The 21,261-nt window shown below is 71.7% G+C and carries 22 protein-coding genes and 1 tRNA gene; 16 read left to right on the forward strand and 7 right to left on the reverse strand.

Going from position 1 to position 21,261, the window contains the following annotated elements; all coding sequences use genetic code 11:
- The 7 genes from ABD371_RS03020 (at position 1) to ABD371_RS03050 (ending at position 6,477) form a co-directional block, all read left to right on the forward strand.
- Positions 1-243, forward strand: coding sequence for a phosphopantetheine-binding protein (locus tag ABD371_RS03020; RefSeq protein ID WP_344472369.1), 243 nt, complete (start codon positions 1-3; stop codon positions 241-243).
- Complete coding sequence (locus ABD371_RS03025) at positions 240-1,505, forward strand: beta-ketoacyl-[acyl-carrier-protein] synthase family protein (RefSeq protein ID WP_344472371.1); 1,266 nt, start codon at positions 240-242, stop codon at positions 1,503-1,505. The genes ABD371_RS03020 and ABD371_RS03025 overlap by 4 nt, the downstream gene beginning before the upstream one ends.
- The gene (gene fabG, locus ABD371_RS03030) at positions 1,502-2,239 is read left to right on the forward strand and encodes a 3-oxoacyl-ACP reductase FabG (protein ID WP_344472373.1); all 738 of its coding nucleotides are present in this window, start codon (positions 1,502-1,504) and stop codon (positions 2,237-2,239) included. The genes ABD371_RS03025 and fabG overlap by 4 nt, the downstream gene beginning before the upstream one ends.
- 126 nt (positions 2,240-2,365) lie before the next feature.
- Positions 2,366-3,352 (forward strand): 3-oxoacyl-ACP synthase III family protein, encoded by a 987-nt coding sequence (locus tag ABD371_RS03035; protein WP_344472375.1) that lies wholly within the window; start codon positions 2,366-2,368, stop codon positions 3,350-3,352.
- Positions 3,353-3,362: 10 nt separating this feature from the next.
- Complete coding sequence (locus ABD371_RS03040; protein ID WP_344472377.1) at positions 3,363-4,106, forward strand: SDR family NAD(P)-dependent oxidoreductase; 744 nt, start codon at positions 3,363-3,365, stop codon at positions 4,104-4,106.
- Between the two features lies 1 nt (position 4,107).
- Positions 4,108-5,667 (forward strand): FAD-dependent monooxygenase, encoded by a 1,560-nt coding sequence (locus tag ABD371_RS03045; protein ID WP_344472379.1) that lies wholly within the window; start codon positions 4,108-4,110, stop codon positions 5,665-5,667.
- 108 nt (positions 5,668-5,775) lie between these two features.
- Positions 5,776-6,477 (forward strand): HAD family hydrolase, encoded by a 702-nt coding sequence (locus ABD371_RS03050; RefSeq protein WP_344472381.1) that lies wholly within the window; start codon positions 5,776-5,778, stop codon positions 6,475-6,477.
- Positions 6,478-6,500: 23 nt separating this feature from the next.
- On the opposite strand, the gene ABD371_RS03055 is transcribed toward ABD371_RS03050, so the two are convergent.
- The 3 genes from ABD371_RS03055 to ABD371_RS03065 all read right to left on the reverse strand — a co-directional run bounded on the left by ABD371_RS03055 (position 6,501) and on the right by ABD371_RS03065 (position 9,627).
- The gene (locus tag ABD371_RS03055; protein WP_344472383.1) at positions 6,501-7,544 is read right to left on the reverse strand and encodes a hypothetical protein; all 1,044 of its coding nucleotides are present in this window, start codon (positions 7,542-7,544) and stop codon (positions 6,501-6,503) included.
- A gap of 83 nt (positions 7,545-7,627) precedes the next feature.
- The gene (locus tag ABD371_RS03060; RefSeq protein ID WP_344472385.1) at positions 7,628-8,140 is read right to left on the reverse strand and encodes a cupin domain-containing protein; all 513 of its coding nucleotides are present in this window, start codon (positions 8,138-8,140) and stop codon (positions 7,628-7,630) included.
- Entirely contained in the window at positions 8,137-9,627 is a 1,491-nt protein-coding gene (locus ABD371_RS03065) for an MFS transporter (RefSeq protein WP_344472387.1), read from the reverse strand. The genes ABD371_RS03060 and ABD371_RS03065 overlap by 4 nt, the downstream gene beginning before the upstream one ends.
- Before the next feature lie 57 nt (positions 9,628-9,684).
- Between ABD371_RS03065 and ABD371_RS03070 the strand changes: the two genes are divergently transcribed.
- The gene (locus tag ABD371_RS03070; protein WP_344472389.1) at positions 9,685-10,563 is read left to right on the forward strand and encodes a helix-turn-helix transcriptional regulator; all 879 of its coding nucleotides are present in this window, start codon (positions 9,685-9,687) and stop codon (positions 10,561-10,563) included.
- A 77-nt stretch (positions 10,564-10,640) separates the two neighbouring features.
- Here ABD371_RS03070 and ABD371_RS03075 read toward each other — a convergent pair whose 3' ends face one another.
- Together ABD371_RS03075 and ABD371_RS03080 are read right to left on the reverse strand one after the other, a co-directional pair.
- Positions 10,641-11,333 (reverse strand): MBL fold metallo-hydrolase, encoded by a 693-nt coding sequence (locus ABD371_RS03075; protein WP_344472391.1) that lies wholly within the window; start codon positions 11,331-11,333, stop codon positions 10,641-10,643.
- An 8-nt stretch (positions 11,334-11,341) separates the two neighbouring features.
- Positions 11,342-12,301, reverse strand: a complete 960-nt coding sequence (locus ABD371_RS03080) for an aldo/keto reductase (RefSeq protein WP_344472393.1) — start codon at positions 12,299-12,301, stop codon at positions 11,342-11,344.
- Between the two features lie 145 nt (positions 12,302-12,446).
- Here ABD371_RS03080 and ABD371_RS03085 point away from each other — a divergent pair, with 145 nt between their 5' ends.
- From ABD371_RS03085 to ABD371_RS35825, 3 genes are all read left to right on the forward strand, one after another.
- Positions 12,447-12,887 carry a hotdog fold thioesterase gene (locus tag ABD371_RS03085; protein WP_344472395.1) on the forward strand — a complete coding sequence of 147 codons (441 nt, stop codon included), beginning with the start codon at positions 12,447-12,449 and terminating at the stop codon, positions 12,885-12,887.
- A gap of 44 nt (positions 12,888-12,931) precedes the next feature.
- Entirely contained in the window at positions 12,932-13,411 is a 480-nt protein-coding gene (locus ABD371_RS03090) for a MarR family winged helix-turn-helix transcriptional regulator (protein ID WP_344472397.1), read from the forward strand.
- Between the two features lie 455 nt (positions 13,412-13,866).
- The gene (locus ABD371_RS35825; RefSeq protein ID WP_381732907.1) at positions 13,867-14,682 is read left to right on the forward strand and encodes an AfsR/SARP family transcriptional regulator; all 816 of its coding nucleotides are present in this window, start codon (positions 13,867-13,869) and stop codon (positions 14,680-14,682) included.
- Between the two features lie 88 nt (positions 14,683-14,770).
- On the opposite strand, the gene ABD371_RS03100 is transcribed toward ABD371_RS35825, so the two are convergent.
- Positions 14,771-15,844 (reverse strand): 3-oxoacyl-[acyl-carrier-protein] synthase III C-terminal domain-containing protein, encoded by a 1,074-nt coding sequence (locus ABD371_RS03100; RefSeq protein ID WP_344472399.1) that lies wholly within the window; start codon positions 15,842-15,844, stop codon positions 14,771-14,773.
- 77 nt (positions 15,845-15,921) lie between these two features.
- On the opposite strand from ABD371_RS03100, the gene ABD371_RS03105 reads away from it, so the two are divergent.
- The 3 genes from ABD371_RS03105 (at position 15,922) to ABD371_RS03115 (ending at position 19,391) form a co-directional block, all read left to right on the forward strand.
- The gene (locus ABD371_RS03105) at positions 15,922-16,749 is read left to right on the forward strand and encodes an enoyl-CoA hydratase-related protein (RefSeq protein WP_344472402.1); all 828 of its coding nucleotides are present in this window, start codon (positions 15,922-15,924) and stop codon (positions 16,747-16,749) included.
- A gap of 25 nt (positions 16,750-16,774) precedes the next feature.
- Positions 16,775-17,752: a quinone oxidoreductase family protein gene (locus tag ABD371_RS03110; RefSeq protein WP_344472405.1), complete on the forward strand. Its 978-nt coding sequence runs from the start codon at positions 16,775-16,777 to the stop codon at positions 17,750-17,752.
- A 145-nt stretch (positions 17,753-17,897) separates the two neighbouring features.
- Complete coding sequence (locus ABD371_RS03115) at positions 17,898-19,391, forward strand: HNH endonuclease (protein WP_344472407.1); 1,494 nt, start codon at positions 17,898-17,900, stop codon at positions 19,389-19,391.
- A gap of 149 nt (positions 19,392-19,540) precedes the next feature.
- Here the strand turns inward: ABD371_RS03115 and ABD371_RS03120 are convergent.
- A tRNA-Arg gene (locus tag ABD371_RS03120) sits at positions 19,541-19,612 on the reverse strand.
- Positions 19,613-19,750: 138 nt separating this feature from the next.
- Between ABD371_RS03120 and ABD371_RS03125 the strand changes: the two genes are divergently transcribed.
- Both ABD371_RS03125 and nrtL read left to right on the forward strand, forming a co-directional pair.
- The gene (locus tag ABD371_RS03125; RefSeq protein WP_344473181.1) at positions 19,751-20,233 is read left to right on the forward strand and encodes a response regulator; all 483 of its coding nucleotides are present in this window, start codon (positions 19,751-19,753) and stop codon (positions 20,231-20,233) included.
- Positions 20,234-20,310: 77 nt separating this feature from the next.
- Positions 20,311-21,261: an ArgS-related anticodon-binding protein NrtL gene (gene nrtL, locus ABD371_RS03130; protein WP_344472408.1), complete on the forward strand. Its 951-nt coding sequence runs from the start codon at positions 20,311-20,313 to the stop codon at positions 21,259-21,261.

A 21,261-nucleotide genomic window follows, 5' to 3' on the forward strand; every position in this document is an offset into this window, starting at 1 on the left:
ATGAGCAGCGTTCAGGATCGTTTCTTCGGCCTCCTCGCCAACAAGATCGGCATCGAGACGGCCGCTCTCGTCCCCGACGCCACCCTCGAATCGCTGGACCTCGACTCCCTCCTCCTCATCGAGCTGAGCGTCGCCGTCGAGAAGGAGTTCGGCGTCGTCGTCGACGAGACCGAGCTGAGCGTCGAGCGCACCCTCGGCGACGTCCTCGCCACCCTCGACGAAAAGCTGGCGGTGCAGGCATGACCGGGGCGACCACCCGCACCATCCGCACCACCCGTGCCGAGCGGTACGACGTCGCCGTCACCGGGCTCGGACTGCTCACCCCGGCCGGCATCGGGGTCGCGGCCAACGAGGCACGCGTCTGGTCCGGCGAGTCCACCGCCACCCGCGACGAGGCCCTCGCCGGTCTGCCGGTCGACTTCTCCTGCCGGGTGCCCGGCTTCGACCCCGTCGCCCTGCTCGGCCGCCGCAACGCGCTCCGTATGGACCGGGTCAGCCAGCTCGGTGTGGCGGCGGCCCGGCAGGCCGTCGCCGACGCCGGGCTCGACCCGGCGGCCTGGGACGGCGCGCGGGTCGGCGTGGTGATCGGCACCTCGTTCGGCGGCGCGGCCAGCTTCGAGCGGGAGTACGACTCCTTCGTCCAGGGCGGCGCCTCCGTCGTCTCGCCCCAGCTCATGGTGAAGGCCCCGGTCAACATGACCGCCGGATACATCGCCATGGACTGCCAGGCGCTCGGCCCCAACCAGGTGGTCTCCTCCGCCTGCGCCTCCGGGACCACCGCCATCGGCTACGGCCGGATGCTGCTGGAGAGCGGAGCCTGCGACATCGTGCTGGCCGGCGGCGCGGAGGCCGCGCTCACCCCGACCGGCATGGCCAGCCTCTACCGTATGGGCGCGCTCTCCCGGCGCGGGCACGCCCCCGCCGAGGCGTCCCGCCCCTTCGACGCCGACCGCGACGGATTCGTCGCCGGCGAGGGGGCCGGGGTGCTCGTCCTGGAACGGCTCGCGGACGCCCGGGCCCGGCGCGCGCGGATCCACGCCCGGATCAGCGGCTTCGGAGCCTCCGCCGACGGCCACCACCCCTCCGCGCCGCACCCCGGCGGCGAGGGGGCCGAGCGGGCCGTGCGCGCCGCGCTCGCCGACGCCTGCCTCCCCGCCCGGGAAGTGGCGCACGTCAACGCGCACGGCACCTCCACCCCGCTCAACGATGTGACCGAGTCCCGGATGATCGGCCGTGTCTTCGGCGAGCGCCCGCCCGCCGTGACCTCGGCCAAGGGCGTCATCGGCCATCTGATCGGCGCGGCCGGCGCGGTCGAGGCCGCCTACACGGTGCTCGCCGTGGCCCGGGGCTCCGTGCCGCCCACCGCCAACCTCGGCGGCGTCGACCCGGAGATCGAGGCGGACGTGGTCGCCAAGGAGGCGCGCCCGACGGCCATCGGGGCCGCGGTCTCCAACTCGTTCGGCTTCGGCGGGCAGAACGCCGTCGTGGTGGTGACCGCGGCGTGAGCGACCGCCCTGTGAACGACCGGCCCGCCGGCGGCCGCTCCGTCCTCGTCACCGGCGGCAACCGGGGCATCGGCCTCGCCGTCGCCCGCGACCTCGCCGCGCGGGGCGACCGGGTGGCCGTCACCTTCCGTACGGGAGAGCCGCCCCCCGGTCTGTACGGGGTCGCCTGCGACATCACCGACCCGGCGGCGGTCGAGAACGCCTTCGACACCGTACGGAAGGAACAGGGCGAGGTGGAGATCCTCGTCGCGAACGCCGGGATCACCCGGGACGCCCTGCTGCTGCGGATGGGCGACGACCTCGTCGACGAGGTCATCGACACCAATCTGCGCGCAGCGATCCGGCTCGCGAAGCACGCCGCGCGCGGCATGCTGGCCGAACGCTGGGGCCGGCTGGTGCTGATCTCCTCCTCCGCGGCCTTCACCGGCTCGCCGGGGCAGGTCAACTACGCCGCGGCCAAGGCCGGACTCGTCGGTCTGGCCCGCTCGCTCGCCTGGGAGCTGGGACCGCGCGGCATCACCGTCAACGTCGTCTCGCCCGGACTCGTCGAGACCGACATGACGAGCGGGCTGCGGCCCGAGCGCCGCGCGGAGTATCTGAGCCGGACGCCGCTGGGCCGCCCCGGCACCCCCGAGGAGGTCGCGTCCGCCGTCCGCTTCCTCACCGGCGACGGGGCCGCGTACATCACCGGCGCGGTCCTGCCGGTCAGCGGCGGCCTCGGCATGGGCCTCTGACCCGCACCTGACCGACCTCCGTCGTACCTGTCCCCCCCCCCCGCACCCGTACCCCCGCACCCGCACCCCCGCCCCGGAAATCCGCCCCCCACCCCGCGATGCCCACGATCACAGAGAGGCCCAGACGTGCCCATAGGCGTGATATCCATCGGCTCCCACGTCCCCGAACGCATCGTGTCCAACCGGGAGATCGCCGCCTGGGCCGACACCACCGAGGAGTGGCTGGAGAGCCGCACCGGAGTGCTGGAGCGGCGCTACGCGGCGGACACCGACGCCACCTCCGATCTCGCCCTGCCCGCCGCCCGCGAAGCCCTCGACGCGCTGGGCCCGGAGGCCCGGGAGAAGCTCGCCGCGCTCATCGTCGCGACCTGCACCCCCGACCACCCGCAGCCCTCGACCGCCGCCATCCTCCAGCACAAGCTGGACCTGCCCGCGCTCCCGGCCTTCGACCTCAACGCCGTGTGCAGCGGCTTCCTCTACGGCCTCACCGTCGCCGAAGGACTGCTGACCGGCCGCGCGGCCGGCTCGTACGCGCTGCTCGTCGGGGCCGACATGTTCTCCCGCATCATGGACCGCGGCGACCGCAGGACGGTCAGCCTCTTCGGCGACGGCGCGGGCGCGGTCGTCCTCGGCGAAGTGCCCGAGGGGTACGGCATCCGGGCCAGCAGTCTGCGCACGGACGGCCACCTCCACCACTACGTCGGCGTCGAGGCGGGCGGCACCCGGACCGCGCTGGACCGGCGCGCCAGGGAATCGGGCGAGCAGCTGTTCCGGATGGACGGCCGCTCCGTGCGCGAGTACGCCATGACCACCCTCCACAAGATCGTCGGCGAGACCCTCGCCGACTGCGGCGCGGACCTCGGCGACATCGACCGCTTCGTCTTCCACCAGGCCAACCGCCGGCTGCTGGAGGCCTTCGCCGCCGAGGCGGGCATCGACCCGGCCAAGGTCGTCCTCACCGCCCCCCACCTCGGCAACACGGCCGCGGCCTCCGTACCCCTCACCCTCCACGAAGCCCACCGCACCCGGCCGCTGGAGCGCGGCGAACACATTCTCTTCGCCTCCATCGGCGGCGGAATGACCGCCGGAGCAGCCCTGCTCACCTGGTACTAGGAGAACCCTCATGCGACTTCAGGACAGAACCGCCGTGGTCACCGGCGGCACCCGGGGCCTCGGCCGGGCCATCGCCGAGAGCTATCTCGCCGAGGGGGCGTCCGTGGTCTGCGCCGCGCGGAACCCCTACGACATCAAGGAACTCGCCGACGTCTATCCCGGCCGGGTCCGCTACCAGGAGACCGACGTCACCGACGAGGACTCCGTGGCCGAGCTGGTGGAGGTCGCCCTGGAGGCGTTCGGGGCCCTCGACATCCTGGTCAGCAACGCGGGGCTCAGCCGGGACGGCAGCATCAGCCGGCTCTCGGCCGCCGACTGGAACGCCACCGTGGGCACCAACCTCACCGGAGTCTTCCTCTGCACCCGCGCGGTGATCCGGGTCATGGCCGAGCGCGGCGGCGGACGCATCATCAACGTCTCCTCCTGCGTCGCCACCCGAACCGCCGCCGGAGCAGCCGCCTACAGCGCCAGCAAGGCGGCCGTGGAGATGTTCACCCGTACCTCCGCCGTGGAACTCGCCCCCAAGGGCATCACCGTCAACTGCCTCTCGCCCGGCTACATCGACGAGGGCATGGGCAAGAAGGTCGCCGCCGACAGCCGGGTCTGGGAGACCTACCGCCGCAGACTGCTCGCCGGCCGGCTGGGCCGCCCGGACGAGGTGGGATCCGCCGCCGTCTTCCTCGCGGGCGACGACAGCTCCTATGTCAACGGCCATGTCCTGGAGGTCAACGGCGGTCTGATGTGGGCGGCCTGAGATGACCGACACCGTGATCGTCGTCGGTGCCGGACCGGTCGGTCTGGTGCTCGGCTGCGAACTGCTCCAGCAGGGCATCCGGGTGCGGATCGTCGACGCCGAGCGCCGCGCCACCGCCCACTCCCGCGCCAATGTCGTCTGGCCGCGCAACCTCGAACTCCTGCGCAGAATCGGCGTCAGCGAGAAGCTGATCGCGAGCGGCCACCGCATCGGCGGCACGGCGTTCCACTCCGCCGGCCGCCGGATCGGCACCGCGTACGTCAGCAGAATGCCCGGCGCGCCGTACCCGTTCGCCGTGATGATCTCCCAGAACGACACCGAGCGGATCCTGCGCGAACGGCTGGCCGAACTCGGCGGCACGGTGGAGGACGGCGTACGCCTCACCTCGCTGCACACCGAGGGCACCGGCTCCCCAGCGGAACCCGGCGGCCCGCGACCCGTCGCCGTACTCGAACACCCCGGCGGACGCCACGAGAGCGCGGAGGCCGACTGGATCGTCGGCGCGGACGGCGCGCACAGCACCGTCCGGGAGCGGCTCGGCATCGGCTACGCGGGCACCACGGTCGACGTCACCTTCGCCATCGCCGACGCCGCCATGACCACCCGCCTCGCCGACGACCTCTCCCACTACCTCTGGTCGCCGCGCGGCGCGATGGCCGTCGGACCCATGGGCGACGGCGTCTTCCGGCTCGCGGTCAACGTCCCCCACGCCGAGGACGGCGACCCGCCGCCCTCGCGCGCACTCTTCCAGCGCGTCGTGGACGAGCGCGGCGCGCACGGCAGCACCATCGAGGAACTCCTGTGGAGCGCCACCTTCCGGGTGCGCTGCCGGGTCGCCGAGACCTTCAGGTCCGGCCGCTGCTTCCTCGCGGGCGACGCCGCCCACATCGTCAGCCCGGCGGGCGGGCAGGGCATGAACACCGGCATGCAGGACGCGTTCAACCTCGCCTGGAAGCTCGCCGGAGTCATCCACGGCCGGCTCGGCGAGACCGTGCTGGACACCTACGACTCCGAGCGCCGCCAGATCTCCCACCAGGTCTCCCGCAACACCGCGCTGCTCACCAGGGTCGGTCTCGCGACCACCCCGCTCCGCACGGCGGTGCGCGACACGGCGTTCCGGGCGGCGGGACTCACCGGCATGCTCCAGCGCCATGTCGCGCCCCAGCTCGCCCAGACCGACATCAGCTACGGCACCCGGGCCCGCCCCGGCCGCCCGGCGCCGGCCGGGGCCCGGCTGCCGCTGCTGGTCTCCGCCACCGACGAACCCGGCTGGCACGGCCGCTGGCCCGCGGTCGCCCGCGACCGGCACACCCTGCTGCTGCACGGCGGCCACCGGGCCGGCGCGGGGCTGCTCGCCGCGCTGCCCGGGAACACCGCCGTACTCGAACTCGACCGGCCCGTCCCGCCCGCGCTCGCCCGGGCGCTGGGCCCCGGACCGACGGCGGCGGTGGTCCGTCCCGACGGCCATCTCGCGGCCCGGCTCAAGGACGCCCGCGACGACGAGATCCGGGCCGCCCTGCGCTCCGCCCACCACCTCACGCACCGCACCCGTACCGCCTGAAAGCCACCGCAATCCCCCCGGCGCCGTCCGAGGCAGGCCCACCCCGGGCCTGCCTCGGCCGCGTCGTACCCCCGCCGATCCGAACGACCCGAAAGGGACCCAGACACCATGGCGCACTCCCGCAGGGTGGTGGCGTTCTTCGACGCCGACGAGACCCTCGTCGCGATGAAGAGCCCCTTCGCCCTCCTCCGGCACCGCCTCGCCCGCCTCGGCGACGACGGCACCGAGTACGAACGCCTGGTCGAACCCCTGCGCCGGCACGCACGGCAGGGCGGGGCCCCGGCCGAGGTCAGCGCGATGTACTACCGGGCGCTCGCCGGGATCCCGGTCGCCGAGCTGATGGCCGAGGGACGGCAGTGGTACGCCCAGCTCGACAGCAGGGGAGTGCCGTTCGTCTCCGCGGCCCTGGACGCGCTCCGCTCCCACCAGGCCGCCGGCCATGTCATCGCCGTGATCTCAGGAGCCTGGCGGGCGAGCCTCCAGCCGATCACCGACCACCTCGGCGTCGATGTGGTGCTCTGCACCGAACCCGCCGTCGACGGCGCGGGCCTGCTCACCGGCGAGGTGGCCGGAGCCATGTTCGGCCCGGCCAAGGCCCTCGCGGTGCACCGGGTGCTCGACGCCTACGACGCCGCGGCCGAGGACTGCTTCGCCTACGCCGACGACCCGGGCGATCTGCCGATGCTCGAACTCGTCGGCCACCCCACCGTGGTCGGCGGCCACCCGGCGATGAGCCGGCTGGCCGCCGAACGCGGCTGGCCCACGCTCCCGGCGACCGTGGTCCCCGGAAGCGTTCCCCAGCCCGTCTGAACGGACCTTTGACCGGACGAGAGTCACTCGGGCGGCCCGAACCGGCGCAGGACGAACCCCGCCGGTTCCGGGCCGCCCAGTGCGTCCAGGCCGCCGTCGAGGACGTAGACGCCGTACGGGGTGGGCACGGCCGCCGTCGGCGCGGCGTCGGTCCAGGGGCCGGCCTCGCACTCGACATGGGCGGTCCGCCAGCCGTCCTCCGACTCCAGCACCCACACCGCCGCCCGGCCGTCCGGCGCGGCCAGCGCGTTCGCCACGACGAGGAGTGAGCCGTCGGGGCGCACCGTCATGCCGTCGGCGCCCACCACCGCACCGTCGAGCGCCACTTCGCCGACGCGCCGGTGACTGTGCGGAAACACCCGGTAGAACCGGCCGCTCCCGTACTGGCCGACGATCAGATGCCCGTCCGGATGCCAGACCACGCCGTTGAGTCCGGGCGCGCCGCCCGTGCCCGCGAGCCGTCCGTCCCGCACCACGACCGAGACCCGGCCCCGGAGGTCGACCCGGTACACCGTGCCGGTGAGGGAGTCCGTGACATAGGCGCGCCCGGCCGGGTCCAGCGCCACATCGTTCGCGCCGTGCGGGCCGGGCCCGAGATCCAGCGGGACCTTGCGCAGCAGCCGGCCGGAGCGCAGGTCCATGATCGCCAGCCCGGAGAGCCGGCCGCGGGTGGCCGGCGCGCTGGCCGTGCCCATGCCGGGGTCGGAGTACGCCGCCAGCAGCCGCTGGCGCGCCGCGTCGACCCGTACCCCGAAGGTCGAGACGAGACCCGGCGGGCTCGCCAGCGTACGGACCCGGCCCCGGGCGTCCACCAGGGAGACGGTGCCGTGCAGGGCCGATCCGACCACGAAGGCCCGGCGGTGGGGATCCCAGTCGGCTCCCTCCGGCACGAGCGCCGGGGTTCCCCGCACCACGGCGGGCGGGGGCGATCCGGCCGTGACGGCGAGCGAGAGGGAGGCCTGCGGCAAGAGGGAGGGGGAGACCGTGGTGTGCGGGGTGGTGGCCGCGAGCGCGGTGGACAGGAGAGCGGCCGACAGGAGAGCGGTGACCAGCGGGGGGGTGTTCAACTCTGCTCCAGATGTACGAAGGCGGCCGGTGGGCGGAGTCCAGAACTCCGCCCACCGGCCGCTGGGAAACCGAACCTCGGGGGTCAGTTCGGCAGGTTCGCGCAGCCGGGGTTGGCGGCGGGCGTGGCCACCGGCGCACCCTGCGGCAGCAGGTCGACCACATAGAGGACGAGGGGCTTCTTGCCCTCGTTGATGCCTATGTGGACGTCGGTCGGCTCGGCGGGCTCCACGAGCGCGTCGCCGGCCCGGTACACATGCGGCTTGCAGTCCTTGTCGTAACGGGTCAGCACGCCCGACTTGATGACGGCGACCTGCTCGCCCGCGTGGGTGTGCCAGCCGCCCGTCGCACCCGGCTGGACGGTCAGCTTCCGGTACACGAAGCGCCGGTTGTCGTCGGCCTTGATGGCGAACGGCAGCGAGGTGTCGCCCTCGGAGAGGGTCTTGCTCACCACCGGCGCGGGCGCGGGCTTGGCCCGGGTCTCCTCCGGGGCGGCGGACGTCGTGGTGGCCCCGGTGAGGGTCATCGCGGCGGCGAGGCCGAGCGCGGCGGCGAACGCGCCCCGGCGAGCGGTCTTCGGGGAGGTGGTTCGGTTCATCGGGTGGCCTCCTGAGGCACGTTGTTGATCCGCGCGTTCTCGGCGGCGGCGGGGGCGTTGGCGGCGGCGGGGGCGGCCGGCCGGGGCCGGAGCAGGAGCAGGGCGATCACGGCGGCCACGGCCACCACACCGGCGTTGACCACCAGGCCGAGCTGTACGCCGTCGAGGGTCTGGGCGGCGCTCGCGACGCCGTCGCCGTCCATCTGGGTGGCGGCGATGGTCGACATCACCGGGGTGCCCACGGTCAGTCCGACCTGCTGGGCGGTGTAGGTGAGGCCGGTCGCCATGCCCTGCTCGCCGTCCGCGAGCCCGGAGGTGCCGGTGATCATGTAGCCGACGACCGCGAGGAGATGACCGAAGCCGACGGCCGCCGTGGCGACCAGCAGCATGGGCATGCCGTCGTCGGCCTTCAGCAGATAGAGCACACCGGTGCTGACCGCCTGGAGGGCCAGACCGGCGACCAGGGTCATCTGCACCCCGAGCTTGCCGACGATCCGCGCGGCGAACACCCCGCCGATCACGGCGGCGACGCCCAGCGCGGCGAAGGAGAAACCGGTGTCCAGCGGCGACATCCCCCGTACCTGCTGCATGTACAGCGTCAGCAGGAAGACCGCGCCGGTGACCATCGAGAAGGTGACCAGACCGGTCACATTGCCCCAGACCACCGAACGGCGGCGCAGCACCTTCAGATCGATCAGCGGCTGCGCGGTGCGGGACTCGATCAGCAGGAAGAGCAGCAGCAGCGCCACGCCCGCGATCAGCGAGCCGAGGGTGACCGGGCTGCCCCAGCCGTTCCGCTCGGCGGAGGTGATGCCGAAGATCACCGACAGCAGACCGCCGGTGACGGTGATCGCGCCGGGGATGTCGAGCCGGGGGGCGTCCGCGCCCCGGCTCTCCTTGATGAGCGCCGGAGCGGCGATCAGGGCCAGGATGCCGATGGGCAGGTTGATGAAGAGGGTGAAACGCCAGTTCGTCAGGTCGGTGATGACACCGCCGAGCACGACGCCGGTGAGGAAGCCCAGCGACAGCAGCGCGCCGTTGATGCCGAGCGCGCGATCACGCAGCTTCCCCTCGGGGAAGGACGTGGTCAGCAGCGACATGGCGGCCGGCGTCAGCATCGCGGAGGCGAAGCCCTGTCCGGCGCGGGCCGCGAGCAGCATGCCGGGGGAGGTGGCCAGACCGCCGACCAGCGACGCGACGGTGAACAGCGCCATACCGGCGATGAACAGCTTCCGCCGGCCGAAGAGATCGGCGGTGCGCCCGAAGAGCAGCAGGAAGCCGCCGGACGGCAGCGCGAAGGCGGTCACGATCCATTGCAGATCCTTGATCCCGAACCCGAGATCCTCGCCGATCTCCGGCAGCGAGACACTGAGGATGGAGAAGTCCAGGGCCAGCATGAACTGGGTACCGCAGAGCAGGGTGATGACCAGCCACTGCCGGGTTGAGAAGCGGGCCGAACCCTCGGCCTCGGCGGATTTCGTCGACATGCTGACAGACTCGCGGCTCTATATCGTTTGTGGGGAGCCTCCACTTATCCTGTCACTGTGAAGACCACCCAGGGCATGCCGGCACCGGGCGCCCGTCGGCGCGAGGAGTTGCGGGAGTTTCTGCGCACCCGTCGGGCGAGGCTCTCGCCCGAGGAGGTCGGCCTCGCGCCCGGCGGCCGTCGGCGCACCCCCGGCCTGCGGCGCGAGGAGGTCGCGGTGCTCGCGGGCATCGGCACCTCCTGGTACATCCAGCTGGAGCAGGGCCGGAACATCTCCGTGTCGAGCCAGGTGCTGGACGCGGTCTGCGGCGCGCTGCGCCTGCTGCCCCAGGAGCGCGACCACCTGTACCGGCTGGCGGGGTTGAACCCGCCGGAGACGGCGCTGCGCGAGGTCCCGGCGGCGGACCGGCTGATCCGGCTGGTGGAGAGCTGGATGCCCAGCCCGGCGCATGTGGTCGACCGGTACTGGAACGTCTCGGTGATGAACCGCGCGGCGCAGTCCGTCTTCGGCTTCACCCCCGAGGACCGCAACTGCCTGGTGGCGTTCTTCTGCAGCGAGCACTACCGGGGACGCATCCAGGACTGGGCCGATCTGGCGCGGAGCCTGGTCGCGGAGTTCCGCCGGGACGCGGCGCGCTTCCCGGACGACCCGGGCTTCGACAAGCTCGCCGGGGAACTGCTCGAAACCAGCCCCGAGTTCGCCGAGTTGTGGGCGCTGCACGACGTCGCCGTGCCCATCCGGGGCGTCAAGGCCATCAGCCATCCCCGGGCCGGCCTGCTGACCTTCGAGCACTCCACGCTCCACCTCCCCGACCGGCCCGATGTGCGGCTGATCCTGCACACCGCGCAGCCCGGCACGGGCACCGAGCAGAAGCTCGCGGAGCTGCTCGCCCGGGACGCCAGGCAGGAGCGGATCTCGCTGGTGGAGGCGGGCTGAGAAACGCGGAGGGGACCGCCTTGGGCGGTCCCCTCGTCTGTGCGTGTGCCGTGCGCCGTGTGCGTGTGCCGTGTGTGTCAGAGGAAGGCGTGCACCCGTCGTTCGCGGCCGAGTGTGGACGTCCCGCCGTGACCGGTGCACAGCGCGGTGGCGTCGGCCATCGGGCCGCAGACCCGGGCCAGGGAGTTCCGCAGCGCACGGGCGTCGCCGCCGGGGCCGTCGGTCCGGCCGAGCGCGCCGGCGAAGAGGGCGTCCCCGGTGAAGAGCACGGATTCGCCCTCGTACGCGCAGTGGAAGACCACTGAGCCGGGGGTGTGGCCGCCGACATGGTGGGCGGACACGGTCAGCCCGGCCGCCACGAGGGACTCCCCGTCCCTGCTCCCGCTCCCGTCCCCGCTGCCGCCCTCTTCGCCCGTACCGAACAGGCGTACGTCGGCGGGCTCGGCGCACGGGTGGCCCTCGAGCAGCTCCCCGGGGAAGTTGGCGGGCAGCCCGCGCGCCGGGGCGGCGAGCATGAACCGGTCCTGCGGATGGATGTGGACCGGCACCCCGTAGCGCCGGCTCACCGGCACCGCGTCCCAGGTGTGGTCCATGTGGCCGTGCGTGATCAGCACCGCCTCCGGCTCCAGCCGGTGACGGGTGATCAGCTCATGCAGTCCGTCGGCGGACCGCTGGCCGGGATCGATGATCAGACAGCCGCTGCCGGGACCGGGGGCGATGACATACGCGTTGGTCTCGAACGAGCCGGCCGGGAAGCCCAGGACGAGCATGACGGCTCCTAGTAGCGGGTTCCGACCGGGGCGGGCAGCGCGTCGAGCTCGTCCAGCGCGTCCTTCGGCAGTACGAGATCGGCGGCCCCGGCGTTCTCCTCCAGATAGCGGAGGGTCTTGGTGCCGGGTATGACCGCGACGTTCTCGCCCTGGGCCAGCACCCAGGCCAGCGACACCTGGGGGACGGTGACCCCGAGCCGCTCGGCGATCCGGTGGGCCGGCTCGACGACGGCCTGATTGGCGGCGATCGCCTCGGGCTGGAAGCGGGGGGTGCGGTGCCGGCCGTCGACCTCCGGGAGATCGCCGGACGAGGAGACCTTCCCGGAGAGGAAGCCCCGGCCCAGCGGCGAGTAGGAGATGAAGGCGATGCCCTGCTCGGCGCAGTGTGCGAACACCCCGTCCTGGAGCGGCTCGCGGCTCCACAGCGACAGCTCGGTCTGGACGCTGGCCACCGGGTGCACGGCCTGGGCGCGGCGGATCTCCGCGACGGAGGCCTCGGAGAGACCGATCGCACCGGCCTTGCCCTCCTCGACGAACTCCGCCATCGCGCCCCAGGTCTCCTCCACCGGCACGTCCGGGTCGATCCGGTGCAGCTGGTACAGATCCACATGGTCGGTGCCCAGACGGCGCAGACTCTCCTCGAGCGCCTTGCGCATGTGCTCGGGGCGGCCGTCGCGGTGGCTGGCGAAGGTCTCCGGATCGTCCACGACGAGCCCGCCCTTGGTCGCGAGCACGACCTCGTCCCGGCGGCCCCGCAGCGCTCGGCCCACCAACTCCTCGTTGGTGAAGGGACCGTACTGGTCGGCGGTGTCGATCAGCACACAACCCAGGTCGATCGCGCGGTGGATGACGGACACGGAGATGTCGTCGTCCCGGCCGAGCTGGTCGTACCCCCAGGACATGCCCATACAACCCAGCCCTACGACGCCGAACTCGGCCCCCGACCCGGCCAACGTGGTGGTGCGCATGCGCGGTTCTCTCTTTCTGATGGCGTCGTGTAGCAGTACTCTGCCACAAGGCAGTCTACTTTGACTTCGCCGAAGTGGGGCGGTCCGGAGACCCGCGGGCCTCGCGGATCCCGAAGGCCCCGACGATCCGACAGGAGAGAACGTCATGGCGGAGACTCCCGCGACACTCGGACCGGTGCCGGTCCTGCCGGCCTATGTGGACGAGCAGTTGGTGAACCGGCTGGGCATCGAGATCACCGCCTGCGAACCCGATCTGGTCATGGGCACCATGCCGGTCGCGGGCAACCGCCAGCCGATCGGCATCATGCACGGCGGGGCCAACGCGGCCTTCGCCGAGACCCTCGGCTCGCTCGCCGCCTGGGTGCACGCGGGCCCCGACCGGATCATCGTGGGGCTGGAGCTCTCCTGCACCCACCACCGGGCGGTGCGCCGGGGAGTGGTGACCGGCGTCTGCCGGCCACTGCATGTGGGCGGCGGTACGGCCACCTACGAGATCGTCATCAGCGACGAGCAGGGCCGCCGCACCTGCACGGCCCGGCTGACCTGCGCGGTGCCCCCGGCCAGGCGGCGCGCGTCGGGCGTCTGAGCCCTTCCCCCGCTGCGAGGCCTGTCATATGGGAGACTACTGACATGGCGGACACGGCAGCGGGGCACGGCGGCGGTACGAACCCGATCACGGCGGGCGTCGCCGCGGGCCGGCTCGGGCATGTGATCAAGCGGGCCGAGCAGGCCCTGATCACCCGGAAGACCCATGTGCTGCGGGAGTTCGGCCTCACCGTGCCGCAGTACGCGGTCCTGCTGCTGCTGACGGCATCCGACGGAATGTCCGCCGCGCAGCTGGCCCGCGAGTGCATGGTGACACCACAGACCATGGCCACCGTGCTCGCCAATCTGGAGCGGGACGGTCTGATCGAGCGCCATCCCTCTCCTCTTCACCAGAAAGTCGTGGTCAATGCGGCCACGCCCGAAGGCCGCGCTGTCCTCGCCGAGGCGGACAAAGTCGCCCGCCGTGTGGAAGGGGCGCTCGGAGCGGCCTTCACTCCGGCCGAGCGCCGGCAGTTCGAAGATTTCCTTGAGCGCTCGATCTCCACTCTGGAGACCTACTCCTAAAACTTTCCCGGCCGACGCAAATTCGGCGCGCGCCAAAGGCGGCACCGCCCGGAATGGCGTATCACGCAGTCATCCATCAATCTTTCGCAAAGCTTCCCCCTCGGTTTGGGCGGCTACCGGATGAACGTTTCACCGTCGCGAAAGTGAATCGTGTCACCCTCTCCCTTCCGCATCCTTCCCGAACCACTCGGGGCCGCCCGTCCTTTCCTCCGGATCCCGTTGTGGCCCAGGGTGGTTATGGGCTCTACGAGCCGTTTCCGACCTCCGGCTTGACCGAGGCTTTGCTTCCGCTTCGAGTGGTGTCGCCGCCGGGTGCGCCAATGGGGACCCCCGGTCTTCCCGATTGGCAATTTATCGTGGTCTGTACCACTGCTCTGCTATGCTCGCGGCGCTGACTTGTAGGCAGACGCCCGGCTCATCGCGGGGGCCTGCCTTAACCAGGCGGGGGGATCAAATTGCAGTTACGTGCTCTTGGCCCACTGGTCGCACTAAACAGCGATCAGAAACCAATTTCTATATCTCCGAAGTGTCGCCAAGTGCTCGGTCTGCTGGTAACGCACGCAGATCACGCAGTAGCGAACGGATGTTTCTTCGAAGAGCTGTGGGACGGCGATCCGCCGCGCACGGCAATGACTACTCTACAGACTTATGTAGGGCAAATCCGCAGAGTGATTGCTGAGGCCACGAACCTTCCTTTAGTGGATGTGGCGAATGAAATTCTTGTAACCGTGGGCGGCGGTTACATGCTTTTCACCAAGCGAATCACGCTGGATATCACGGAGTATGAACGGCTCGATCGTGCCGGGCGGATGGCCATTCGTGCCGGGGACAACGCCGAGGCGTCGGCCCTGCTCCGGACGGCACTGGATCTGTGGCGGGGCCCGGCCCTGGTCAATGTGGACGGCAGCCGGCTGCTGTGCGCGCAGATCGCTCGTATGGAGGAGTGCAGGCTCACCACGCAGGAGCACCGGATCTACGCGGAACTCCAGCTCGGAGGTCATCACGACCTTGTGGCCGAGCTGTTCGCGCTGACCGCGGCTCATCCGCTGAACGAGAAGCTCCACGCGCATCTCATGCTCGCGCTCTACCGGTGCGGGCGCAGGGCGGAGGCGCTGTCGGTGCTGCGCGGACTCAGGGCCCAGCTGGTGATGGAACTGGGCCTGGAGCCCTCACCGTTCCTCGCCGCGCTGGAACAGTCGATGCTCAGTGGTGATCCCTCGCTGGAACTGCGAGGCAGCGGCGACCGCCGCGGTCAGGCGGTCGCCAGCTGAACGAGGCCGCGCTGTCGGGCAGCCGCGGAGGCGGCTGCCCGACAGCGTCCGGCCGTCCGGCCGGCGAGCCGTCCGGCCGGCGGGCCGGTCAGGCCTTGCCGACCAGCAGGCACGACCAGGTGAACCCGGCTCCCGCGCTGATCACCAGGGCCCGTTCGCCGGGCTCCAGCATCTTGTCGTGGTGCAGTTCGGCGAGCCCCGCCGCGGCGTCCCCGGCCCCCAGATGGCCGGTGTCCCGGCCGGTGGCCAGGATCTCCGCCGGGGTCAGCTCCGAAAGCGCCGGGCGATAGGCCAGATCGATCGTCTTGCGGCCCAGCCTCGGCATCACCACGTACCGCAACCGCGGGTCGGCGGCGTCGAGCCCCGCGTCGGCCAGACAGGTCCGTACCACCCGGCGCAGCCGGTCGCCGCTCGCCCGGGTGAACGCCTCCATGCCCTCCGCCGCCAGGAACGCCTTCTTCGTACGGCGCATGTCCACCCGCGAACTGATGGAGCGGGCGGCGGCGCTGAAAGGATCCCCGCCACGGTGCATACGCTCCAGCGCCGGCGCCGCCACGGTCGCGATCGCGTACAGCGTCAGATCGGCGGAGCCGCCCGCGCCCTCTCCCGTACCGCTTTCCGTGCCGCTTTCCGCGCCGGTGTCGCGGTCCAGCGGGTGGACCACGAGCGCGGTCGCGCCGTCCCCGTACGCGATGCCGTAGTCGCCGCGCCAGCGGTCGAAGCCCGGCTCGGCGAACCGGTCGGCGGTCGTCACCAGGGCGCGGCCGAGAGCGGGCTCCGCCAGCAGCCGGGCGATCGCGGTCTCCACGGCCGCCGCTCCGCCGTTGCAGACCTGCTGGATGCCGAGGGGCAGGGCGTCGCCCAGGCCGAGCCGATCGGCGATGTAGTGCGGCGCGGACCACAGATCGTGGCCCTGGTAGTGCATCCAGGAGTGCAGCACCAGCCCGGTGGGCCCCTCGCCCGCCGCCTCCAGCGCGGCCCGCCCCGCGAGCACCGCCATCTCCGGCGCGGAGAGATCCGCGACGGGGAGCCGGTCATAGCCGAGTTCCCCCGCCGTCTCCTCCTCGATCAGCCCGAGCGCCACCGCCTCCCGCGCGCTCTGGCGCTCCGGAGGGATCCATGTACTCAGTCCCGACAGGCCCATTGGTGCCCGTAGTCGCATAAGGCTCTCCCTCGATCCCCTCGCTCATGTGACAGTATGCTGATGCGAGACAGTGTACTTACATAAGGGGGAATGCTGTGTCGGAACGCCTCTCCACGACCTCCGCCCGCCCCGACACCCGGGGAATCTCGGTCACCGCCCGGGGCGCGGTCCGCACCATCGCCTTCGCCCGGCCCGAGCGCCGCAACGGCATGGACCTGGCGATGTTCCGGGCGTACTACGACGCCCTCGCCGAAGCCGACGCCGACCCCGCCGTACGCGCCGTGGTGATCACCGGCGAAGGCGGCAGCTTCTGCTCCGGAGCCACCCCCGGGCTGCTCGCCGAACTCACCGGCGCCACCGCCCAGGAGGAACTCCTCGCCGCCCTCGGACACCCGCCGCACCTTCCCCTGACCCTGCGCAAACCCCTCATCGCCGCCATCAACGGCAGCGCCGCCGGCCTCGGCCTGGTCCACGCCCTGTACGCCGACATCCGCTTCATGGCCGAAGGCGCCCAGCTCTCCACCGTCTTCAGCCGCTTCGGCCTGATCGCCGAGTACGGCGCCGCCTGGCTGCTGCCCCGGCTGATCGGCGTCCCCCACGCCCTGGACCTGCTGCTCTCCGCCCGCCCTGTCGACGCCGCCGAAGCCCTCCGCATCGGCCTCGTACAGCGGACCGCCCCCCGTCAGGAGGTGCTGGCCCAGGCCGTCGACTACGCCGAACAGCTCGCCGAAGGCTGCTCCCCGGCCTCCCTCGCCGTCATCAGGCACCAGGTCTGGGGCGGCCTGGACACCGACTGCGCGACCGCCGCGGCCGAGTCCGTCACCCTCATGTCCGAATCCTTTCGGCGACCCGACTTCCCCGAGGCGATGACCGCCCTCCGCAAGCGCCGCAAGCCCGCGTTCCGGCCCCTCCCCACCGACTGACCCGCTGTTCGTGAAGGAGCAGACCATGAAGGCAGTACAGGTCAACGAGTACGGCACCTCCGACGTGCTGACCCATGTCGAACTGGACACCCCCCGGCCCGGTCCCGGCGAGGTCGCCATCGACGTCGAGTACGCGGGCGTCAACTTCGCGGAAGTCATGTTCCGGCGCGGTCAATTCAAGATCGGCGTGCCCCACGTACCGGGCCTCGAAGTCTCCGGCACCGTGGCCGCCCTCGGCCCCGGCGTCACCGGCCCGACCATCGGCCGCCGAGTCGCCGCCCTCACCCTCGCCGGCGGCGGATACGCCGAGACCGTCGTCACCCGCGCCGACTGGACCGCCCCCCTCGACGGCCCCGCCACCGACCTCCCCCCGCTGCTCGCCGCCGCCCTCCCCTGCAACGCCCCCGTCGCCATGGGCCTCCTGGAGGACGCCGCCCGCCTCCGCGTCGGCGAGACCGTCCTCGTCACCGCCCCCGCCGGCGGAGTCGGCGCGATCGTCGCCCAGCTCGCCCGCCGCATGGGCGCGAGCGCCGTCTACGGCGTGACCGGCAGCCCCGACAAGACCGACTACGCCCTCGGCCTCGGCTACGACCGCGTCTTCACCCCCGACCAGCTCGCCCAAGGCATCCCCGACGCCACCCACGGCCTCGGCGTCGACATCCTCCTCGACTCCATCGGCGGCCCCCTCCGCGCCTCAGCCCTCGACCTCCTCGCCCCCCTCGGCCGCTGCGTCATCTTCGGCGACGCCTCCGACCACGACACCTCCTTCCCCGGCGACACCCTCTGGGCCGCCTCCAAATCCATCACCGGCTACAACCTCGGCGCCCTCGCCCACGCCCGCCCCACCCTCATCCGCGACCGCCTCCACCAAGCCCTCACCACCACCGCCACCGGCGACCTCCGCGTCGACGTCACCGAACTCCCCCTCGCGGAGGCGGCCAAGGCGCACGACATCCTGGAATCGAGGGCGGGCACGGGGAAGTATGTGCTGCGCGTGCGCTGACAGTCCTGGGCCCGCGAGCAGAAGCCGGCCCGGTGAACTCGGGGCAGCCGTGAAGACCGCCCCGAGGCCTCGCTGCTGAGTCGATCTCCAAGCCTCCGCATTGTCAGACGGTGTGACTAATGTGATCACTACAGGGAGGGACTGCATGACACAGCAGGCGAACACCGAGAAGCACCGTGCGGACACCGAGAGCCAGTGGCTGTTGCAGCCGATCGGGGGTCCAGCTCTTCGAGGCCCGAAGCACTACGCCCACTCGATCGAGAAGGGCATCGACATCACCCAACCCCGATACGGGGAGTTGCTGGGGGAGGAGGCGGAAGAGCTGCGGGCTTTGTTCCGGGGCCGCCCCGCCCGGTTCTGGGGATCGACGCGCGCGGCGGTGGAAGGGCACGCCAAGAACAAGGCGATCGACAGCACCCGGCCCGGTGACGAGGTGCTGTTCATCTCCCAAGGGTCCGTCATCGCCCGCGCCACGGTCGTCCTGGCTTTTCGGAACGCGGCCCTGGCCGAGGAGATCTGGGAACTGGACGGGAAGAAGCGACCCTGGGAATACATGATCGCGGTCGACGAGGTCGTGGAGTTCACCCTGCCGGCCCGGGAGGTCACGAAGACGCTCGGCTGGGACAAGGAACATGTCCAGTCGCTCACTCGCCAGACGGGTGAAAAGGCGCTTCGCATCCACGACCTCCTGGGCAGGAAGCGGCCGAGCATTCCGGCCCAACGCCCGGCGGCACCCAGGCCCAGGCCCAGTCTCAGCCGTGACGACCTGCTGCGGGCGATCAGCACCCTCAAGACCAATACCAGGCCGCAGGGCCCGGCCCGCCACAAGCCGCTCGCTCTGCTCTGGACCATCGGGCGGCTGACGGCGACAGGGGAACGGCTCGCCTCCTGGAGCGAGTTCGAAAAGGGAGTCGGCTCCCTGCTGGAGGAGTTCGGCGGTGAAGGTGACCGCAGGACGCCCGAGTACCCGTTCTGGCACCTTCGCACCAGCGGGCTGTGGGAGGTGGAAGGGGTGACGGACGACAGCTTCAAGCCTTCGCCCGCCGCCCTGCGCATGATCAAGGCCCGGGCCGGCTTCAGCCACGAAGCGGCCACACAACTGAAGAAGGCTCGCAGCCGCGCCAACGCGGTCGCCCTGCTGTTCTCCACCCATCTCACCGACACCGATCTGGACAGGGCGGCACTGCTCGAGCGGACCGGCCTCGGCGGCTACACGAGCGCCGGCGGCCTGGCCGGGAACGACCCGTCCGGCCCCGCCCCCGTCGGCCGCCGCCCCAGGACGGGCTCCGAGCCCATCCGCGACCGGGACCTGCCGGCCCTGGTGAAGGATCTCCACAAGCATGCCTGCCAGGTGTGCGGCGAGCCGCTGGAGACGCGGGACGGTCTCTACAGCGAGGCTGCTCACATTCAGGGCCTCGGCAGCCCGCACCTCGGTGTCGACGCCCTGGAGAATCTGCTCTGCCTCTGCCCCAACCACCACAAACAATTCGACAAGTTCGGCATTTACATCGACGAGGACTGGTCGGTGCGCATGACGGCGACCCGCGAGGCGAAGTGGGAACTCAGGATCCTTCCCGAGCACCGGATCGACCCGGAGTGCGTCGCCTACCACCGGGATCTGTGCCTCGGCAACTGGTGAACAACCCGATCCCGCTCATCCACGTCGAAGACCAGGCTGTCGCGACCAGCGCGAAAAACGAGAGGGCGGGAGTCAGTGAGACTGACTCCCGCCCTCTTCTCTCGGCATCCGCACGGATCAAGTAGGCCTTTCGGCGTTTGATCGGCGAGTGCCCCCGGCAGGATTCGAACCTGCGCACACGGCTCCGGAGGCCGTTGCTCTATCCCCTGAGCTACGGGGGCGCACTGTCTCCGCCGGGCTGGTGCCCTGTGCGGTGACGGGTAGAACACTACCAGCTCGTGGCGGCTGCCCTGAACAGGGATTTCAGGGGTGGGGGAGGGCGGGGAGGAGGTGGGGGGTGTCGCTCGCACGGGGTGGAAGTGGGCAAAACCCGGACGCAGCAGTGGCGGGGGACCTACTCTCGAAATGTGTCAGGCGCGTCCGGCCGTGTGCTCGTTGTCGATGACAACAGGGTCATTCGGCAATTGATCAGGGTCAACCTTGAGCTGGAGGGCTTCGAGGTCGTGACCGCGGCTGATGGTGCCGAGTGCCTGGAAGTGGTTCAGCAGGTGCGGCCCGATGTGATCACGCTGGATGTGGTGATGCCGAGGCTCGACGGGCTGCGGACGGCGGCGCGGTTGCGGGCGGATCCGGTGACGAGTCATCTGCCGGTGGCGATCATCAGTGCGTGTACGGCGTACGAGGTGGAGAGCGGGATCGCGGCGGGGGTGGACGCGTTTTTGGCCAAGCCGTTTGAACCCGCTGTGCTGGTGCGTCTTGTGGGGCAGCTGATGCGCCGGGAGGGGCCGCCGTCGCTGGACGGGAGGCATGGGGCGGGGCGGGCGGGGAGCAGCCGGGGCTGACCGGGCGAGGGCCCGCCGAGGGTGGGATGAGGAAATGGGTTCGCAGAAGGGGGCCCTTTCTCGCCTAGGCTTGTGCCGTGACACCAGCAGAGCTCTCCCGAACCGTGCTGCACGCCGTGTGCCGTGCGGTGGAGGACGGTGTGCTGCCGGCTCCCGCGCCGGAGAGTGTTTCCGTGGGCCGGCCGGGGCCCGGGGGATGCGGGGACTACGCCACGAATATCGCGCTTCGGCTCGCTGGGGCCGCCGGGCGGTCGCCGAGGGCGGTGGCGGAGCTGCTGCGGGAGCGGATGGAGCGGGATCCGGCCATCGCGGCGATTGAGATCACGGGGCCGGGCTTTCTCAACATCACTCTGGGGGAGGGCTCGCAGCAGGCCCTCGTCCGCGAGGTCCTGGAGCGGGGCACGCGGTACGGACACCTGGCGGAGGCCGGGGAGGACGCGGAAGGGGAAGAGGGGGAGCGGGAAACCCGCGCCCGCCTCTGGCACCGCACCACCGCCCGGCTGCTTCGCACCCAGGGCCTGGACACAACGGTCACGGGCCCCGACCCGGTCCCCGCGCCCCCGTACGACCCGGCGCTCGGGACCGACGCGGTGCGCTGGGGGCTGCTCTCCGTCGCGGCGCACGACCGGCCGCGCGTGGGGAGGCAGCTGCTGCGCCAGCACGAGAGCAACCCTCTCTTCACGGTCCGCTACGCGTACTCCCGCACCCGCGCCCTCGCCCGGAACGCCGAGCGGCTCGGCTTCGGGGCCGAGCCCGCGGAGGATGTCGACACCCCGCTGGCGGGCCTGATCGCGGACCACCCCGGTGTGCTCGCGTCGGCCGCGCGGCTCGGCGCGCCCGACCGGCTGGCCCGGCATCTGGAGGCCACGGCCGACGCCGTGCTGGGCTTTCAGCACACCGTGCTGCCCCGCGGTGACGAGAAACCCGCGGCCGCCCACCGCTCCCGGCTCGCGCTCGCCGAAGCCGCCGGGACGGTGCTGGCCGGCGGCCTGTCCCTGCTCGGCATCAGCGCACCCGAACATCTGTGA

This window comes from Streptomyces amakusaensis (genome assembly GCF_039532665.1).
In the GTDB taxonomy this organism is placed as follows: Bacteria; Actinomycetota; Actinomycetes; order Streptomycetales; family Streptomycetaceae; genus Streptomyces; species Streptomyces amakusaensis.

Coding starts and splice junctions, on each gene's coding strand:
- ABD371_RS03060 (WP_344472385.1), bottom strand. CDS start 8,140: ATGAACCGAACCACCTCCCCGAAGACCGCTCGCCGGGGCGCGTTCGCC.
- ABD371_RS03025 (WP_344472371.1), top strand. CDS start 240: ATGACCGGGGCGACCACCCGCACCATCCGCACCACCCGTGCCGAGCGG.
- ABD371_RS03100 (WP_344472399.1), bottom strand. CDS start 15,844: ATGCGACTACGGGCACCAATGGGCCTGTCGGGACTGAGTACATGGATC.
- ABD371_RS03075 (WP_344472391.1), bottom strand. CDS start 11,333: ATGCTCGTCCTGGGCTTCCCGGCCGGCTCGTTCGAGACCAACGCGTAT.
- ABD371_RS03080 (WP_344472393.1), bottom strand. CDS start 12,301: ATGCGCACCACCACGTTGGCCGGGTCGGGGGCCGAGTTCGGCGTCGTA.
- ABD371_RS03020 (WP_344472369.1), top strand. CDS start 1: ATGAGCAGCGTTCAGGATCGTTTCTTCGGCCTCCTCGCCAACAAGATC.
- ABD371_RS03090 (WP_344472397.1), top strand. CDS start 12,932: ATGGCGGACACGGCAGCGGGGCACGGCGGCGGTACGAACCCGATCACG.
- ABD371_RS03110 (WP_344472405.1), top strand. CDS start 16,775: ATGAAGGCAGTACAGGTCAACGAGTACGGCACCTCCGACGTGCTGACC.
- ABD371_RS03045 (WP_344472379.1), top strand. CDS start 4,108: ATGACCGACACCGTGATCGTCGTCGGTGCCGGACCGGTCGGTCTGGTG.
- ABD371_RS03085 (WP_344472395.1), top strand. CDS start 12,447: ATGGCGGAGACTCCCGCGACACTCGGACCGGTGCCGGTCCTGCCGGCC.
- ABD371_RS03050 (WP_344472381.1), top strand. CDS start 5,776: ATGGCGCACTCCCGCAGGGTGGTGGCGTTCTTCGACGCCGACGAGACC.
- ABD371_RS03115 (WP_344472407.1), top strand. CDS start 17,898: ATGACACAGCAGGCGAACACCGAGAAGCACCGTGCGGACACCGAGAGC.
- ABD371_RS03040 (WP_344472377.1), top strand. CDS start 3,363: ATGCGACTTCAGGACAGAACCGCCGTGGTCACCGGCGGCACCCGGGGC.
- ABD371_RS03065 (WP_344472387.1), bottom strand. CDS start 9,627: ATGTCGACGAAATCCGCCGAGGCCGAGGGTTCGGCCCGCTTCTCAACC.